Origin of the sequence: Asanoa sp. NPDC050611, from assembly GCF_040654855.1 — a bacterium.
In the GTDB taxonomy this organism is placed as follows: domain Bacteria; phylum Actinomycetota; class Actinomycetes; order Mycobacteriales; family Micromonosporaceae; genus Asanoa.
The window spans coordinates 1-15,161 of the sequence record NZ_JBFAIU010000107.1; the positions used below are offsets into that span (position 1 = coordinate 1).

Consider the following 15,161-nt stretch of genomic DNA (forward strand, 5'->3'; position numbering starts at 1 on the left):
GGATCGCGCAGCGGTTGCGCGCGGCCCGGGCCGGCCGCACCACCGTGCTCGTGGCGACCTCGCCGCTGCTGCTCGGCCAGGCCGACGAGGTGGCGTTCCTGCGCGGCGGCCGGGTCGCCGCCACCGGCCGCCACGCCGACCTGCTCGCCCGCGACCCGGCCTACCGCGCGCTGGTCGCCCGCGACGCCGACGCGGAGGTGGCGGGATGAGTGCCCTGCCGGTCGCCGACCGGGCCACCACCCGACGCGCCAGCCGCGACCTGGTTCGCGGCGAGCGGCGGGCCGTGGTCGTGGTGCTCGTGCTGCAGGCCGCCGCCGCGGCCGCCGGGCTGGCCGCGCCGCGGCTGCTCGGCGAGATCGTCGACGAGGTGCTCTCGGGCGCCGCCGTGGCCCGGATCGACAAGCTGGCCCTGGTGATCGCGGTCTGCACCCTCGTGCAGGGTGTGCTGCTCCGCTACGGCTACCTGGCCGGCTACCGCCTGGGGGAGCGGGCCATCGCCCGGCTCCGCGAGTGGTTCGTGCGCCGGACGCTCGACCTGCCGACCGCGGTCGTCGAGCGGGCCGGCACGGGGGACCTGGCCAACCGCAGCTCGGTCGACGTGGCGACCGTCGGCACCATGGTCCGCGACGTCGTACCCATCATGCTGATCGCGACCGCCCAGCTGGTGCTGCTGTTCGGCGCCGTGTTCCTCATCCATCCGGTGCTCGGGCTGGTCGCGCTGGCCGGCCTGCCGAGCATCCTCGCCGTCACCCGCTGGTACCTGCGCCGGGCCAGCCCGGCCTATCTCGCCGAGGGCGCGGCCAGCGCCGACCTGACCGAGGCGCTGACCACCACGGCCGAGGGTGCCCGCACGGTCGAGGCGCTGCGGCTGAGCGACGAGCGGGTCGCCAGCGGCACGGACCGGATCGCCCGGCAGTGGGCCACCCGGCGCCGGACGCTCAACCTCCGCTCGGTGTTCTATCCGGTGGTCGAGGGCAGCTACGGGGTCCCGGTCGCGGTGGTGCTGCTGGCCGGTGGTGCCCTGGCCCGCGGCGGCACGATCAGCATCGGCGACGTGGTCGCGGCCGCGCTGCTGCTGCAGCAGGCGATCGACCCGCTCGACCGGGTGCTGCAGTTCATCGAGCAGGCCCAGCGCGGTGTCGCCTCGTACGCCCGCGTGCTCGGCGTCGGCACCGGCGTGCCGGAGCAACGCGGGGTCGCGCCCGCGCCCGGCGACGAGCGGATCGTGGTCCGCGGCGCCCGGTTCGCCTACACGCCCGGCCACGACGTGCTGCACGGCATCGACCTCGAGCTGCGCCAGGGTGAGCGGCTCGCGATCGTCGGCCCGTCGGGCGCCGGCAAGTCCACGCTGGCCCGCCTGCTGGCCGGCACCGAGGCCCCGCACGGCGGCTCGGTGACGCTGGGCGGCGTGCCGGTCGCCGACATCGACCCGGCCCGGCGCCGGCAGCTCATCGCCCTCGTCACCCAGGAACACCACGTCTTCCTGGGTACGCTCCGCGACAACCTGTCGTTCGCCGCCCCCGACGCGAGCGACGGCGACATGCTCGGCGCGCTGGTCGCGGTCGGCGCCGACTGGTACGCGGCCCTACCCGACGGGCTCGACACGATGCTCGGCGAGGGCGCGGCGCACCAGCTCGGCCCGGCCGACGCCCAGCAGCTCGCGCTGGCCCGCATCGTGCTCGCCGACCCGCACACGCTGATCCTCGACGAGGCCACGGCCGCGCTCGACCCGACCACGGCCCGGCGCACCGAACGCGCGCTCGCGGCCGTGCTCGAGGGGCGCACCGTCATCGCGATCGCGCACCGGCTCAACACCGCCCGCGACGCCGACCGGGTGGCGGTGCTCGCCGACGGGCGGATCACCGAGCTGGGCACCCACGACGAGCTGGTCGGCGCCGGCGGCGCGTACGCGGCGCTCTGGCGCTCCTGGCACGGCTGATCAGCCACCCACCGGGGCGCAGAGCTGCTCCATGAACCGCGGCCAGTGCGCGGACGGGCTGATCTCCAGGTCGGTCTCGACCGTGCGGGTCGCGCCGTCGGCCGTGCCGACCCGCAGCCGCAGCGGCACGGGCCCGCTGTCGATGGTGCCGCTCGCGCACGCGAAATTGATCGTGACGGCGACCGTGCGGAAGCCCGGCCGGACGGTCGCGTGCTGTGACGGGTTGCGGAACGCCAGACCGTCGCGGGCGGCGGCGAAGTCCTGCACCTCGATCGGCAGCGGGCCGAGGTTGACCAGCGTCATGTTCACCACCATGGTCGCGGTGCCGCCCTCGCTGCTGCCGCCCATGTTGCTCGGCTCGACCAGCTGGGCGCCCACGGCGACGGTCGACGCCTCCGCCGCCTGCCGCTGCCGCGCCTCCCACCGGTGCACGCCCACCCCGCCGACCACGCCACCGACCACAGTGGCCAGCACGAGCGCGCTGGCCTGGAGGCGGGCCGCCCGCAGCCGCCGCAGCCCCGAGCGCAGGCGCAGGCCCGGCTCCGGTGCCGGTCGCGCGGGTGCCGGTCGGTCCAGGTCGACCAGTGGCTCGCGTGAATGGGCATCGACCATGGCGAGCAGGGTACGCGGCGCGCCAGGCCCTCGTGATCCGCGCCGGCCGGCATGATGGGGTTGAACCCCACAGACCGGGGCAAATGGCCGGGTGAGACCGGAGGTGCCCATGAGCGACGACGGATCCGCCTCACCCGTGCCCGAGGGCCCGACGAAGCTGCCCAAGGGGGAGTGGCTGGCCAGCGCCAAACGCGCGGTCAAGGAGTTCGCCGAGGACGGGGTCGGCGACTGGGCCGCGGCGCTGACCTACTACGGCATCCTGTCCATCTTTCCCGGCCTGCTGGTCGTGGTCTCGATCCTCGGCCTGCTCGGCAAGGACACCGTCACCGCCGTCCAGAACAACCTGACCAGCACGCTGCCAGGGCCGATCGCGGACTTCGCGAACAACGCGATCAACCAGGTTTCCGGCAACTCGTCGCTGGCCAGCGTCGGCGCGGTCATCGGTGTGCTGGTCGCGTTCTGGTCGGCGTCGGGCTACGTCTCCGCGTTCATGCGCGCGTCCAACGCGATCTACGACGTGCCCGAGGGCCGGCCGATCTGGAAGACCCTGCGGACCCGCGTCGCGGTGACCGCGGCGGTCGGCCTGATCCTCATCGCCTGCTGCCTGATCGTGGTCTTCACCGGCCGGTTCGCGGACTCGATCGGCGACGCGCTCGGCGTCGGCTCGGCCGCGGTGACCGCGTGGAACATCGCCAAGTGGCCGGTGCTGGTCGTGCTGGTGAGCCTGATGTTCTCGATCCTCTACTGGGCGGCGCCGAACGCGCGGCACGGGAAGTTCCGGTGGGTCACGCCGGGCGGCATCGTGGCCGTGCTGCTCTGGATCGTGCTGTCGGGGCTGTTCGGGCTCTACCTGACGTTCTTCGCGTCGTACAACAAGACCTACGGCGCGGTCGCCGGCATCATCATCTTCCTGGTCTGGCTGCAGCTCTCCAACATGGCCATCCTGCTGGGCGCCGAGTTCGACGCGGAGCTCGAACGCGGGCGCGCGATCGCCGCCGGCCACCCACCCGACGAGGAGCCGTACCTGGAACTGCGCGACGACCGAAAGATCAAGAAGCAGAAGCGACCTAGAAGCCGGTGAAGGCCTTCGCGGGCGGCTCGCCGTCCTCGAACAGCTCGCTGGCCGAGCCGACGATCAGCGGGTCCGGCTTGCCCACGATCTCCTCGTCCTTGTTGTCGTAGTCGAACCGGGTCAGCACGTGCCGCATCGCGGCCAGCCGGGCGCGCTTCTTGTCATTGCTCTTGATCAGCGTCCACGGCGCGTCGGCGGTGTGCGTGTAGAAGAACATCGCCTCCTTCGCCTCCGTGTACTCGTCCCACTTGTCGAGGGAGGCGAGGTCCGTGGGCGAGAGCTTCCACTGGCGGACCGGGTCGACCTGGCGGATCAGGAACCGGGTCTGCTGCTCGTGCCGGGTCACCGAGAACCAGAACTTGATGAGGTTTATCCCGGACCGCACCAGCATCCGCTCGAGCTCCGGCGTCTCCCGCATGAACTCGAGATACTCACCGCGGGTGCAGTAGCCCATGACCCGTTCGACGCCGGCCCGGTTGTACCAGGACCGGTCGAAGAGCACGATCTCCCGGGCGGCCGGCAGGTGGGCGACGTAGCGCTGGAAGTACCACTGCGACTGCTCGCGCTCGCTGGGCTTCTCGAGCGCGACCACGGTCGCGCCGCGCGGGTTGAGGTGCTCCATGAAGCGCTTGATCGTGCCGCCCTTGCCGGCGGCGTCGCGCCCCTCGAAGAGGATCACCAGGCGCTTGTCGTTGGCCTTGACCCAGTTTTGCAGCTTGAGCAACTCGATCTGGAGCAGGCGCTTCTCGCGCTCGTAGTCGGCCCGGTCCATGCGCGCGTCGTAGGGGTAGTTCTCGCGCCACGTGTCGACCATCTCGCCGTCGGCCTTGAGCAGCACCGGGTCGTCATCGTCGTCGTCGAGCACGCGGTAGCCATCGTACCGTTTGAGCAGGTTCGGGGTACCGCCGTTGCCGCTTTCCGCGCCCATGTGGTGACGCTACCCAGCGCAGGTGACGGTCAATCGCGGATCCGGTGAACAGCGGTAGCGTGATCCATATGCGCATCGACCTCTCGGGCAGGACGGCACTCGTGACCGGTTCGTCCTCGGGGATCGGGCTGGCGATCGCGACCGGCCTGGCCGGTGCCGGTGCGCGCGTGGTGCTGACGGGACGCACGGAGGCGCGGGTCGCCGAGGCCGCCGAGTCGCTGCGGTCGACCGGAGCCGACGCCACCGGCATCGCAGTCGATTTGGCCGCCGACGCCGGCCCGGTGCTCGAGCGGGAGCCCGACGTCGACATCCTGGTCAACAACCTCGGCATCTTCGAGGCGCGCCCGCCGCTGGAGATCACCGAGGACGAGTGGCAGCGCTACTTCGAGACCAACGTGCTGGCCGGCATCCGGCTGACCCGGCACTACCTGCCCGGCATGATGGCCCGCGGCTGGGGCCGCGTGCAGTACATAGCCAGCGACTCGGCGGTCGTGATCCCGGCCGAGATGATCCACTACGGGATGACGAAGACGGCCCTGCTCGGGGTGTCCCGCGGCTTCGCCAAGGCGGCGGCCGGCAGCGGCGTCACGGTGAACACGGTGATCGCCGGCCCGACGCACACCGGCGGCGTGGAGGACTTCGTCCGCCAGCTGGTGCCGGGCGACCTCCCGTGGGACGAGGCGCAACGGCGGTTCATGCGCGATCATCGGCCGCAGTCGCTGATCCAGCGGCTGATCGAGCCGGAGGAGATCGCGCACATGGTGGTGTACCTGAGCTCGCCGCAGGCGTCGGCGACCACGGGCGGGGCGCTGCGCGTCGACGGCGGCTACGTCGACGCCATCCTGCCCTGATGACGCAGCCCGCTCCCACGGCCGCGGAGCGGCACGCCTCCTGGCTGGAGCTCTTCTTCGAGCCTGTTCGTGGTGCTGTTCTACGCCGTGTGGAGCGTGTGGACGAGCTTCACGCTGTACGCCAACGTCGCCGCGACGAAGACGCGTACCCGGGCGATGCTGGTCGCGATGTTCGGCATCGCGGTGATGGCCGCCGCGATCCCCGCGGCCGCCGACACCCGGGGCGAGGCGTTCGCGATCGCGTACGTCTGCTGCCGCTGGCTGGGCATGATCTCGTGGCGCCGCACCGGACAGCAGCTCTTCAGCTGGCCGGCCGCGCAGGCCGGTGCGGGTTTCGTCCCGTGGGTGGCGTCGATCTGGGTGCAGCCGCCGGCGCGCTACTGGCTGTGGACGGCGGGCGTCGTGCTCGACGTCGTCCTGTCGGCGGTGCAGGGCAGCCGCGGTCAGGAGATGTTGGACCGCATGCGCCGGTCGCCCTCCCGCCGCGCCCGGTCGTTCCAGGTCGTCCCCGCCCGCCTGGATCCGGCGCACTTCGGCGAGCGGCTCGGCCTGTTCGTCATCATCGTGCTCGGCGAGGCGGTGGCCCAGGTCGTGCTCGCGGCGTCCGACGTGGACTGGCGCGCACCGCTGTTCGTCGCCGCGATCGCCGGGTTCGGCCTGCTGGTCTGCCTGTGGTGGCTGACCCTCGAGTACGGCGCGCTGTCCGTGCCCCGCTATGGCGAGCGCCGCGTCGAGGCATGGCTGGCGCTGCCCGCGCACTTCACGATCACGATGGGCATCACGAGCGTCGCGGCGGGCCTCGGCATGCTGGCCGAGGACCCGACCGAGCCGCTGGACCTCGCGGCCCGCTGGGTGCTCTGCGGCGGCCTGTCCCTCTACTTCCTCACGACGACGATCGTCGGCGCGATCGCCGGCGCGCCACGGGCCTGGCTGCTCGGCCGGGCACTACCGGCCGCGCTCGCCACGATCCTGCTCGGCGTCTTCGGCGGCCCGCTGGAGTCGCGCTGGCTCGCGCTGATCCTGGTCGGCGTCGCGCTCTGGCAGGTCCGCTACGCCCGCCGCCACAACGCCTAGGACACGTGTGCGGCCCAGAGGTCGGCCAGGGCGTGGTCGTGCGGTGGGCGGACCAGGATGCCGCTGCCCTGCAGGTGGTCCCAGGCGACGCCGGGGACGCGGGCCTTCAGTTCGTGTGGCGGCAGGCGGTCGGCGAGCGGGAGGATCAGTTCGAACTCGACGTCGGCGAAGTTGCCCGGGCCGTGCCGGCCCTCGTCCGGGTAGCTCCCGCTGGTGAACCGGCCGCTGGCGACCACGCCGCGGTCGCGGACCACGCGGACCAGGAACGCGCGGTCGCCGGCCGTGATGCCCGACCGGCGCTGGCCGACGCCCCACCGGCGGGCCACCGGGCGGCCCGCGGCGGTCGCCGCCACAGCCTCCGCGTAGTCGGCGTCCGGCCAGGCCTCCGGGTTCCAGGTCAGCAGGAACGTCGCCATGGGCCGATCATCCCGCCAGCGGCGGGGCCTTGTCGCGCGGCTCGGTGGGCGTGTTGACCGGGGTGACGCCGGCGTAGCGGTGCAGGGCCGCGAGGTCGAGCAGCAGGATCCGCCCGGGCTCGAGGGCCAGCCAGCCGCGGCGTTCCAGGCGCGACAGCACCGCGCTGACGGACTGGCGCGCACCGCCGGCGAGGTTGGCCAGCACGGTGACGCCGATGTCGACGGTCCATGGGTCGGTGTGCCGCGCCAGCCGCAGCAGCGCCTTGGCGACCCGGCGGGCGAGGTCGAGAATCATCAGGTCGGTGCGCTGTTCGGCCAGGGTCCGCACGTGCGCCGCGAATTGCAGCACGACGTTGTGTGTGAGTTGGACGGAGGCCTCGGCCAGCGCCACGACCGGCGTTGCCGGAATCGCGAGAATGACGCCTTCCCGGAGAACTTCCGCGGACGCCAGATGGGGGCGGCGGTCGAATACGGCGATGTCGCCGACCGCGTGCGGCGGGCCTTTGAGGTGCAGCACAGAGCGGCGCCCGGTGGCACTCGGCTGGAACTCGCAGAGCAGGCCGCTCTGTACGACCACGAGGTCGACGGGCTCGTCGCCCTGGTGCCAGAGGACCGAGCCGGTGTACATGTCGAACGGGGTCACGTGCTCCGCCAGCTCCGCGACCTGGTGCGCCGGCAGCCCGCGGAACAGGGGGCACCGGGCCAGCGTGGCGGCGATCTGCGGGTCGGGCGTGGTTCGCGCGGAATCGTCGGCCATCGGGCTCCCTCGGTCGGGCTGCGCGCTTGGTCGTTCCGGGTGAATCACTGGATTCAGGTGAGCTGAATTGTTGGTTCATTCGCCGGCGGAGCGAATATCAACCAACAAGGATCGCAGGTGAACTCGCGGTTGGTAAACCACGTCGTCCGATGTCCAGTATGGATGCTGACGAAGCGAAGTCAATCGCACATCATGGGGTTGCGGCAATGGCAATTGTCATTGGCGCGACACAACCGGAGGCATTGCTGAGGGTGGCCGCCGTGGCCCGACGGCGGCCACCGCCGCCGCCGGGACCCCGGGATCGCCGGGCAGGCGGTACCTTGGCACCGCCATGGACGCTCGCCGCACGTTCCAGGTCGACCTCGCCGGCCTGGTCGACCTGCTCAGCCACCACCTTTACGCCAGCCCGCGGGTCTACGTCCGCGAGCTGCTGCAGAACGCGGTCGACGCGATCACCGCCCGCCGGCTGGCCGAGCCCGGCGCGACCGGGGCCATCGCCCTGGAGACGGCCGGCGACGGCCTGCGGGTGACCGACTCCGGCGTCGGCCTGACCGAGGCGCAGGTGCACGAGCTGCTCGCCACCATCGGCCGCAGCTCCAAGCGCGACGACCTCGGCTTCGCGCGGCACGAGTTCCTCGGCCAGTTCGGCATCGGCCTGCTCTCGTGCTTCCTCGTCGCGCGCGAGATCGTCGTGGTCACCCGGGCGGCCGGCGGCGCGACGGTGCGGTGGACCGGTTACGACGACGGCCGCTACCTGGTCGAGACCGTCGACGAGGAGCGGCCGGTCGGCACCACGGTCACGCTGCTGCCGCGGCCCGGCGCGCGGAGCTGGTTCGCGCCGGCCACGGTGCTGGAGCTGGCCCGGCTCTACGGCGACCAGCTCCCGGTCGACGTCACCGTCGACGGCACGCCGACGACCGGAGCGGTGGTCGGTGCGCCGTGGGAGACCACTGGCGCGCGCGCGTGGACCGCGTACGCCGAGCGCACCATGGGTCTGACCCCGTTCGACGTGATCCCGCTGTCGGTGCCGGAGGCCGGCCTGACCGGCGCCGCCTTCGTGCTGCCGCAACCGGTCAACCCGGCCCACCGCGGCGGGCACCGGGTCTACCTCAAGCGCATGCTGCTGTCCGAGAGCGCCGAGGGCCTGCTGCCCGAGTGGGCCTTCTTCGCCCGCTGCGTGGTCGACACGAGCGAGCTGCGGCCGACCGCGAGCCGTGAGGCCCTCTACGAGGACGGCCTGCTGGACAGCACCCGCGAGGCGCTCGGCGACCAGCTGCGCGGCTGGCTCGTCCGGCTGGGCCGCACCGACCCGCGCCGGCTCGGCGAGTTCCTGCGCGTGCACCACCTGGGCGTCAAGGCACTGGCGCTGCACGACGACGCGATGCTCGACCTGGTCGCGACCTGGTGGCCGATGGAGACCAACGTCGGCCGGATGACGCTGCACGACTTCCGCGAACGCCACGGTGTGCTGCGCTACACCGCGACCACCGACCAGTTCCGCCAGCTCGCCGGCGTCGCCGCGGCGCAGGATCTGCCGCTGGTCAACGCCGGCTACACCTACGACACCGAGATCATCGAACGGCTGGCGCAGGTCGACCGCGACGTCCGGATCGAGCGGCTCGACCCGAGCGACCTGGCGACCCGGTTCGAGGACCTCGATCCCGGTGTCGAGCTGGGCCTGCGCGGCTTCACGGTGGCCGCGCAGCGGGCCATGGACCGGCTCGGCTGCGAGGTGGTGCTGCGCGCCTTCGAGCCCGCCACCGTGCCCGCGCTCTACCTGGTCGACCGCGAGACCGCGTTCCGCCAGGAGCTGCGGTCCACCCGCGACAAGGTCGACCCGGTCTGGGCCGACGTGCTCTCCGCGATCGACGACCGGCGCGCCGACACCCGACCGCAGCTCGTGCTCAACCACCGCAACGCCCTGGTCCGCCGCGTCACCGTGCTGCCCGGCGCCGACCTGGTCGAGCTGGCCGTCGAGGCGCTCTACGGCCAGGCCCTGCTGCTCGGCTACCACCCCATCCGCCCGGCCGACGCGGCCCTGCTCAACCGCTCGTTCCTGGGGCTGCTCGACCGCGCGGTGCCGACCGACCCGGAGGGCGGCGCGTGAACGTCACCGAGATGCTCGACAGGGCCCGCGAGATGCCCTACGGCGCCGCGCAGATCGCGCTGCTCGAGCAGGCGATCGCGCACGCCGACGCGCAGCGGCTGGCCGACGAGGCGTTCGAGGCGCGGATGCTGGCGACCACCGGCTACGTGTACGGCGGCGAGCCGGCCCGCTCGTTCGTCACGTTCAGCTGGTGCCTGACCGAGTTCGATCAGGACCCCACGCGGTACGGCGGCTGGACGCACCACCTGCTGTGGCAGTTCAAGGCGATGGTCAGCGCCATGACCAAGTTCCCGGAGATCCCGCTGGCCCGCACCGCCGACGTCCTCGACGACATGGAACGCCGGTGGCGCGCCGGCGGCCACAGCCCGCACGCCGTCTACGCGCACCGGCACCTGGTGGCCCGGCACGTCGGCGACCTCGAGGCGGCCGAGGGCTGGTTCGACCGCTGGAACACCGCGCCGCGCGACGACCTCTCCGACTGCGTCGGCTGCGACCCCACCGGCAAGGCGCACTGGCTGGCCGCGAGCGGCCGGGACGAGGAGGCGATCGCGCTCGCCGAGCCGGTGCTCGCCGGCCGGCTCTCCTGCACCGAGCAGCCGCAGGCGATCTACACGACGCTGCTGCTGCCCTACCTGCGCACCGGCCGGGCGGACGCCGCCCGCGACGCGCACCGCCGGTCGTACCGCCTGCACCGCACCCACCTGGCGGATCTCGCCGACATCGCACAGCACGTCACGTTCTGCGCGCTGACCGGCAACGAGGTGCTCGGCCTGGAGATCGTCGAGCGGCACCTCGGCTGGCTCGAGCGGTCACCCACCCCGTTCGCGACCATGACGTTCGCCGCCTCGGCCGCCCTGGTGCTGCGCAGGCTCGACGCGGGCGGCCACCGCGTGCTGACCGTCGGCGGCCGGCCGGTCGGCGCGGTCGCGGAGGAGCTGGCGACGCGGGCGCTCGACCTGGCCGCGGAGTTCGACGCCCGCAACGGCACCGGCCACCAGTCGGCGCTGGTCCGCGCGACACTGGCCGCCGCGCCGGTGGGGGACGGTGTCCGGCTGGCCGCACCGGGCTCCCGGTTCGCGACCGCACCGCCGGCGGCGGATCCGGCCGACGACCGTCCGGTATGGACCGACCCGGTGCCGGCCACCGACGGCCCCGACGAGCTGCTCGACCTGGCCGAGGCGGCGTTCCGCGAGCGGCGCGAGGAGGCCGCGTTCGCGGCGTACGCGGCGTTCGACGACCGCTACGGCGCCGGACCGCTCACCGATCTCCAGCAGGCGCGGCGCGCCGACGGCGCGGGCAGCCGGGCGGCCGACGACGAGGACGACGCCGCGGCCGAGCGGTCCTGGCAGCTCGCCGACCGGCTCTACGCGGCGGCCGGCGACGAGGTGCGCCGGCAGGTGGTCCGCGGCCGGCTCGGGATGGGCCTGCTCCGGCAGGGCCGGGTCGACGAGGGCCGCACGCTGATCGAGGAGTCCACTGCGTACCTGGTCGCGCACGGCGGGCCGGACCGACTGGCCCGGGCCCACCTGCGGCTGGCGTACGCGGAGGCCGCCACCGGCCTGCTGGCCGAGTCCGTGGCCACCGGCCGGGTCGCGGAGCGGCACGTCGACGCCGCCGGCGACCCGTCCGTCCGCGGTCAGGTCCTCGCGCTGCGGGCACAGGCGCTCGGCCGGCTCGGCGAGACCAAGGAGGCCGAGGCGGCGGCGGCCGCGAGCCGGGAGCAGTTCCGCCCGGCCGGTCCGCCCGACGAGCTGGCCCACGCCTGCCTGCTGCACGGCGTCACGCTCCGCCAGCTCGGGCGCTTCGACGAGGCGGTCGCCGCCTTCGACGAGGCGCTCGGGGTGCCGTGCGGCGCGGCGCTGCGGCGGCTGGTGGGTCGCCAGCGGGCCGGCCTGCTGGCCAACTCCGCGCGCGCCGCCGAGGCCGTCGCCCCGCTGGTGGAGGAGATCGCCGCGCTGACCGCCGCCGGGGAGCGGGACGCCGTGCCGCACACCCAGTTCGAGCTCGCGATCGCGTACCTGAACGCGGGCCGGCCGCTGGACGCGGCGGAGGTCGGCGAGGAAGCGCTGGCCGCGTTCGAGGCGGCGGCCGCCGACGAGCCGGCGCTGGCCGTCCGCGACCTGCTGGTGGCCGTCTACGAGGAGCTGTCCGAGCACGAGTCCGTGATCGCCCAGCTGTCCGCGCTGATCGACGCGATCGCCGGCCGGGACGACCCCGAGGCCCTGGCCCGGGCCACCGAGCGGCTGGCCGAGACGCTCGACCGGCTCGACCGCGACGCGTCCGCGGCCGCGCGGTTCGCCGAGGCGGCGACGGCCTGGACCGCCGCCGGCCGGCCGATCGACGCGCTGCGCGGCCGCCGCCGGCACGCCACCTCGCTGCTCTGGGCCGGCCAGCCGGAGCCGGCGCTGGCGGCCCTGGCCGAGGCCGACGCGGCCGCGGCACCCCTGCCCGCCGAGCCGCACGCGGTCTGGGAACGGGCGATGCTCGACTACGACGCGGCCCGGCTGCTGGACCGGGCCGACCGGTCCGCCGAGGCGATACCGCGGGCGGCGCGGGCCACCGACGGGTTCCGCTCGCTGGGCGCCGGCGCCCAGGTCGGGTTCGCCGGGCTGTTGCACGCCGAGCTGCTGCGCCGGGCGGGCCGGTCCGGCGAGGCGGGCCCGGTGCTGGCCGATGCGCTGGCGCTGGTCCCCGAGGACGAGCCGGTGCTCCGCGGGCAACTGCGGAGCGCGCTGGCCGCCGTACAAGATGACCGGTTTTGATCCGTCCGGATCGGGGAATCCCGATCCCATGACCGACACCACGGAGGAGCCGCCCGTCATCGCCCAGATCTCACAGGGCATGGAGGTGCACGACGCGACCGGTGTGCCGGTCGGCACGGTCGGCGCCGTGCAGCAACCGGACACCGACGTGCGGCCCGAGCTGCCGGCGGGGCCGGCCGAGCTGTTCATGGCCACCGGCTACCTGCTGATCGACCGCGGCGAGCAGTTCGAGAACGACGTGTACGTCAGCGGCGAGCAGATCGACCACGTCACCGGCACCGGCGACGGCGCCCTCGTGGTGCTCAACGCGAGCTGGACCGAGCTGGACCGCGCCGTCGACTGACCGGGGCGAGGCGCGCGGTACCGTGGCGCCATGATCGAACCCCAGGCGGTGCTCGCGCCGCTCAGCCGGGCCGCCGTCGTCCTGGTGGTGACCGTCCACGAGGGCGACGAGGCCGCCGCCCGCACCCGCGACCTGTGCGGTGACCTGTCGGGGCTCGTCCGGTCGGTCGGCTTCCGCGACCTCGAGGCGCAGCTGTCCTGCGTGGTCGGCTTCGGCGTCGACGCGTGGAGCCGCATCTTCGACACGCCGCAGCCGGCCCGGCTGCACCGGCTGCCGCACATCCGTGGTGAGCGGCACGAGGCGCCCTCGACGCCCGGTGACCTGGTGTTCCACATCCGGGCGGGCCGGCCCGATCTCTGCTTCGAACTGGCCACCCAGATCCTGACCAGGCTCAACGGTGCGGCGGTCGCCGTCGACGAGACGCAGGGCTTCCGCTTCTTCGACTTCCGCGACCTGCTCGGCTTCGTCGACGGCACCGAGAACCCGACCGGCGACGCGTCGGCCAAGGCCGCGCTGATCGGCGCCGACGACCCGGACTTCGCGGGTGGCAGCTATCTCGTGGTGCAGAAGTACCTGCACGACCTCGACGCGTGGAACAAGCTGCCGGTCGAGGCGCAGAACCGGGTGATCGGCCGCGACAAGCTGTCCAACGTGGAGATGCCCGACGACGTGACGCCGTCGTCGGCGCACCGGATCCTCACCACGATCAGGGACGACGAGGGCAACGAGATCAAGATCATGCGGGACAACATGCCGTTCGGCAGCCCGGCGGCGGGGGAGTTCGGCACCTACTTCATCGGGTACGCGGCCAGCCCCACCGTGATCGAGCAGATGCTGCGCAACATGTTCATCGGCGACCCCACCGGCAACTACGACCGCATCCTCGACTTCTCCCGCGCGGTCACGGGCAGCCTCTTCTTCGTGCCGTCGCTGACCATGCTCGACACGCTCGGTGACTGAGCTGCCAAAGGCGCCTGGACCTCCGGTCGGCGCAGAACCCGAGGTGACCTCCTAACGTATTCAGGTGATGCGGGGCCCTCCCGGGCTCGGCAGCGTGGATCCGTCGCCGCCGAGTGGACGGGGGGTCCGCGATGCCGTACGTGACCGTGGGTCAGGAGAACACCGAGCCGATCCAGATCTACTACGAGGACCACGGCCAGGGGACGCCGGTCGTGCTCATCCACGGCTACCCGCTGAGCGGGCAGTCCTGGGAGAAGATCGCCTGGCCGCTGCGGGGCCGGCACCGGATCGTCACGATGGACCGCCGCGGCTTCGGGAAGTCGTCACAACCGGGCGGCGGGTACGACTACGACACGTTCACCTCGGACTTCAACATCCTGATGGAGACGCTGGACCTGCGGGACGCCATCCTCATCGGGCACTCGATGGGCACCGGCGAGATCACCCGCTACCTGGGCCAGTACGGCTCGGACCGGGTCCAGAAGGGCGTGCTGCTCAGCCCGCTCGCGCCGTTCCTCCTGAAGACCGACGACAATCCGGAAGGCGTCGACGGGTCGGCGTTCGACGCCATCAAGGAGAGCGCCGCCAAGGACCGCCTCGTCTGGATCAAGCAGTTCTTCGACCTGTTCTTCAACGTCAAGGAGACGATGGGCAACCGGCTCAGCCAGGAGGCCTGGAACGCGCACTGGAACGTGGGCATCACCGCGTCGCCGGTCGCCACCTATGACTGCGTCGACTCCTGGCTGACGGACTTCCGCGAGGACGTCGGCAACATCGACGTGCCGATGCTGGTCGTCCAGGGCACGGCCGACCAGGTCCTGCCGTTCGCCTCCACCGGCAAGCGGCTGCCGCCGCTGGTCAAAGACCTCAAGCTGGTCCCGCTGGAGGGCGCGCCGCACAGCATCCCGTGGACACACGCGCAGGAGTGCAACGGGGCGATCGAGGAGTTCATGGCCGGTTAGCCACCGAACAAAACCCGTGCGTCGGATGTGAAGATCGGACCTTTGGTGGTTGCGCACTGTTACGGTGTGACTGCAGTCAGTCACCGGACATTGACTGCGGCGCGCGCCCTACCGGTTGTCAAGCATCGAACGAACGGGGTTTCGTCATGTCTCCTTCGCTTTTTGACCTGCTCGGGGGCGCTCTCGGTGGCGTGGTCAACATCGTCGGCGGTCTCCTGACCGGTATCGGCGGCATCCTCTTCTGAGGCGACCGGGGGGGGGGGGGGGCGCGGGGGCGGGGGCCCCCCCCGCGGGGGCCCAACCGCCCGCGGGTGGTGCGGGGGGCCGGGCGCTGGCCCGGGGTGTTTTGTTTTGTGGGGTTTTGTGGGTGTTGTTTAG

At 72.8% G+C, this 15,161-nt stretch carries 13 protein-coding genes and 1 pseudogene; 10 read left to right on the plus strand and 4 right to left on the minus strand.

The genetic code is table 11. The annotated features are described in order from the left end of the window. Positions 1 to 209: pseudogene (locus tag AB0H87_RS18375) on the plus strand (ABC transporter ATP-binding protein); the annotation flags it as partial. Further along, positions 206 to 1,939 carry an ABC transporter ATP-binding protein gene (locus AB0H87_RS18380; protein WP_360146441.1) on the plus strand — a complete coding sequence of 578 codons (1,734 nt, stop codon included), beginning with the start codon at positions 206 to 208 and terminating at the stop codon, positions 1,937 to 1,939. The pseudogene AB0H87_RS18375 and the gene AB0H87_RS18380, both read left to right, overlap by 4 nt. Here AB0H87_RS18380 and AB0H87_RS18385 read toward each other — a convergent pair whose 3' ends face one another. Beyond that, complete coding sequence (locus tag AB0H87_RS18385) at positions 1,940 to 2,551, minus strand: hypothetical protein (RefSeq protein WP_360146444.1); 612 nt, start codon at positions 2,549 to 2,551, stop codon at positions 1,940 to 1,942. A gap of 109 nt (positions 2,552 to 2,660) precedes the next feature. On the opposite strand from AB0H87_RS18385, the gene AB0H87_RS18390 reads away from it, so the two are divergent. After that, entirely contained in the window at positions 2,661 to 3,632 is a 972-nt protein-coding gene (locus AB0H87_RS18390; RefSeq protein WP_360146447.1) for a YihY/virulence factor BrkB family protein, read from the plus strand. On the opposite strand, the gene ppk2 is transcribed toward AB0H87_RS18390, so the two are convergent. Next, complete coding sequence (gene ppk2 / locus AB0H87_RS18395) at positions 3,619 to 4,551, minus strand: polyphosphate kinase 2 (protein ID WP_360146450.1); 933 nt, start codon at positions 4,549 to 4,551, stop codon at positions 3,619 to 3,621. The two genes, AB0H87_RS18390 and ppk2, sit on opposite strands and share 14 nt — an antisense overlap. Positions 4,552 to 4,619: 68 nt before the next feature. Between ppk2 and AB0H87_RS18400 the strand changes: the two genes are divergently transcribed. Continuing rightward, positions 4,620 to 5,402, plus strand: a complete 783-nt coding sequence (locus tag AB0H87_RS18400) for an SDR family oxidoreductase (protein ID WP_360146453.1) — start codon at positions 4,620 to 4,622, stop codon at positions 5,400 to 5,402. Between the two features lie 72 nt (positions 5,403 to 5,474). Next, positions 5,475 to 6,476 (plus strand): low temperature requirement protein A, encoded by a 1,002-nt coding sequence (locus tag AB0H87_RS18405; protein WP_360146456.1) that lies wholly within the window; start codon positions 5,475 to 5,477, stop codon positions 6,474 to 6,476. On the opposite strand, the gene AB0H87_RS18410 is transcribed toward AB0H87_RS18405, so the two are convergent. Continuing rightward, positions 6,473 to 6,892 (minus strand): hypothetical protein, encoded by a 420-nt coding sequence (locus AB0H87_RS18410; protein ID WP_360146459.1) that lies wholly within the window; start codon positions 6,890 to 6,892, stop codon positions 6,473 to 6,475. The genes AB0H87_RS18405 and AB0H87_RS18410 overlap by 4 nt on opposite strands. 7 nt (positions 6,893 to 6,899) lie before the next feature. Continuing rightward, complete coding sequence (locus AB0H87_RS18415; protein ID WP_360146462.1) at positions 6,900 to 7,649, minus strand: Crp/Fnr family transcriptional regulator; 750 nt, start codon at positions 7,647 to 7,649, stop codon at positions 6,900 to 6,902. Between the two features lie 331 nt (positions 7,650 to 7,980). On the opposite strand from AB0H87_RS18415, the gene AB0H87_RS18420 reads away from it, so the two are divergent. The 5 genes from AB0H87_RS18420 to AB0H87_RS18440 all read left to right on the plus strand — a co-directional run bounded on the left by AB0H87_RS18420 (position 7,981) and on the right by AB0H87_RS18440 (position 14,783). Next, a complete protein-coding gene (locus AB0H87_RS18420; protein WP_360146465.1) occupies positions 7,981 to 9,756 on the plus strand; it encodes an HSP90 family protein in 1,776 nt (591 codons plus the stop codon). Then, a complete protein-coding gene (locus AB0H87_RS18425; RefSeq protein ID WP_360146468.1) occupies positions 9,753 to 12,518 on the plus strand; it encodes a hypothetical protein in 2,766 nt (921 codons plus the stop codon). The genes AB0H87_RS18420 and AB0H87_RS18425 overlap by 4 nt, the downstream gene beginning before the upstream one ends. Before the next feature lie 28 nt (positions 12,519 to 12,546). Beyond that, positions 12,547 to 12,861: a hypothetical protein gene (locus tag AB0H87_RS18430; protein ID WP_360146471.1), complete on the plus strand. Its 315-nt coding sequence runs from the start codon at positions 12,547 to 12,549 to the stop codon at positions 12,859 to 12,861. A gap of 30 nt (positions 12,862 to 12,891) precedes the next feature. Then, positions 12,892 to 13,821, plus strand: a complete 930-nt coding sequence (locus AB0H87_RS18435) for a Dyp-type peroxidase (protein ID WP_360146474.1) — start codon at positions 12,892 to 12,894, stop codon at positions 13,819 to 13,821. A gap of 131 nt (positions 13,822 to 13,952) precedes the next feature. After that, a complete protein-coding gene (locus tag AB0H87_RS18440; protein WP_360146477.1) occupies positions 13,953 to 14,783 on the plus strand; it encodes an alpha/beta hydrolase in 831 nt (276 codons plus the stop codon). The last annotated feature ends 378 nt before the right edge of the window (positions 14,784 to 15,161 follow it).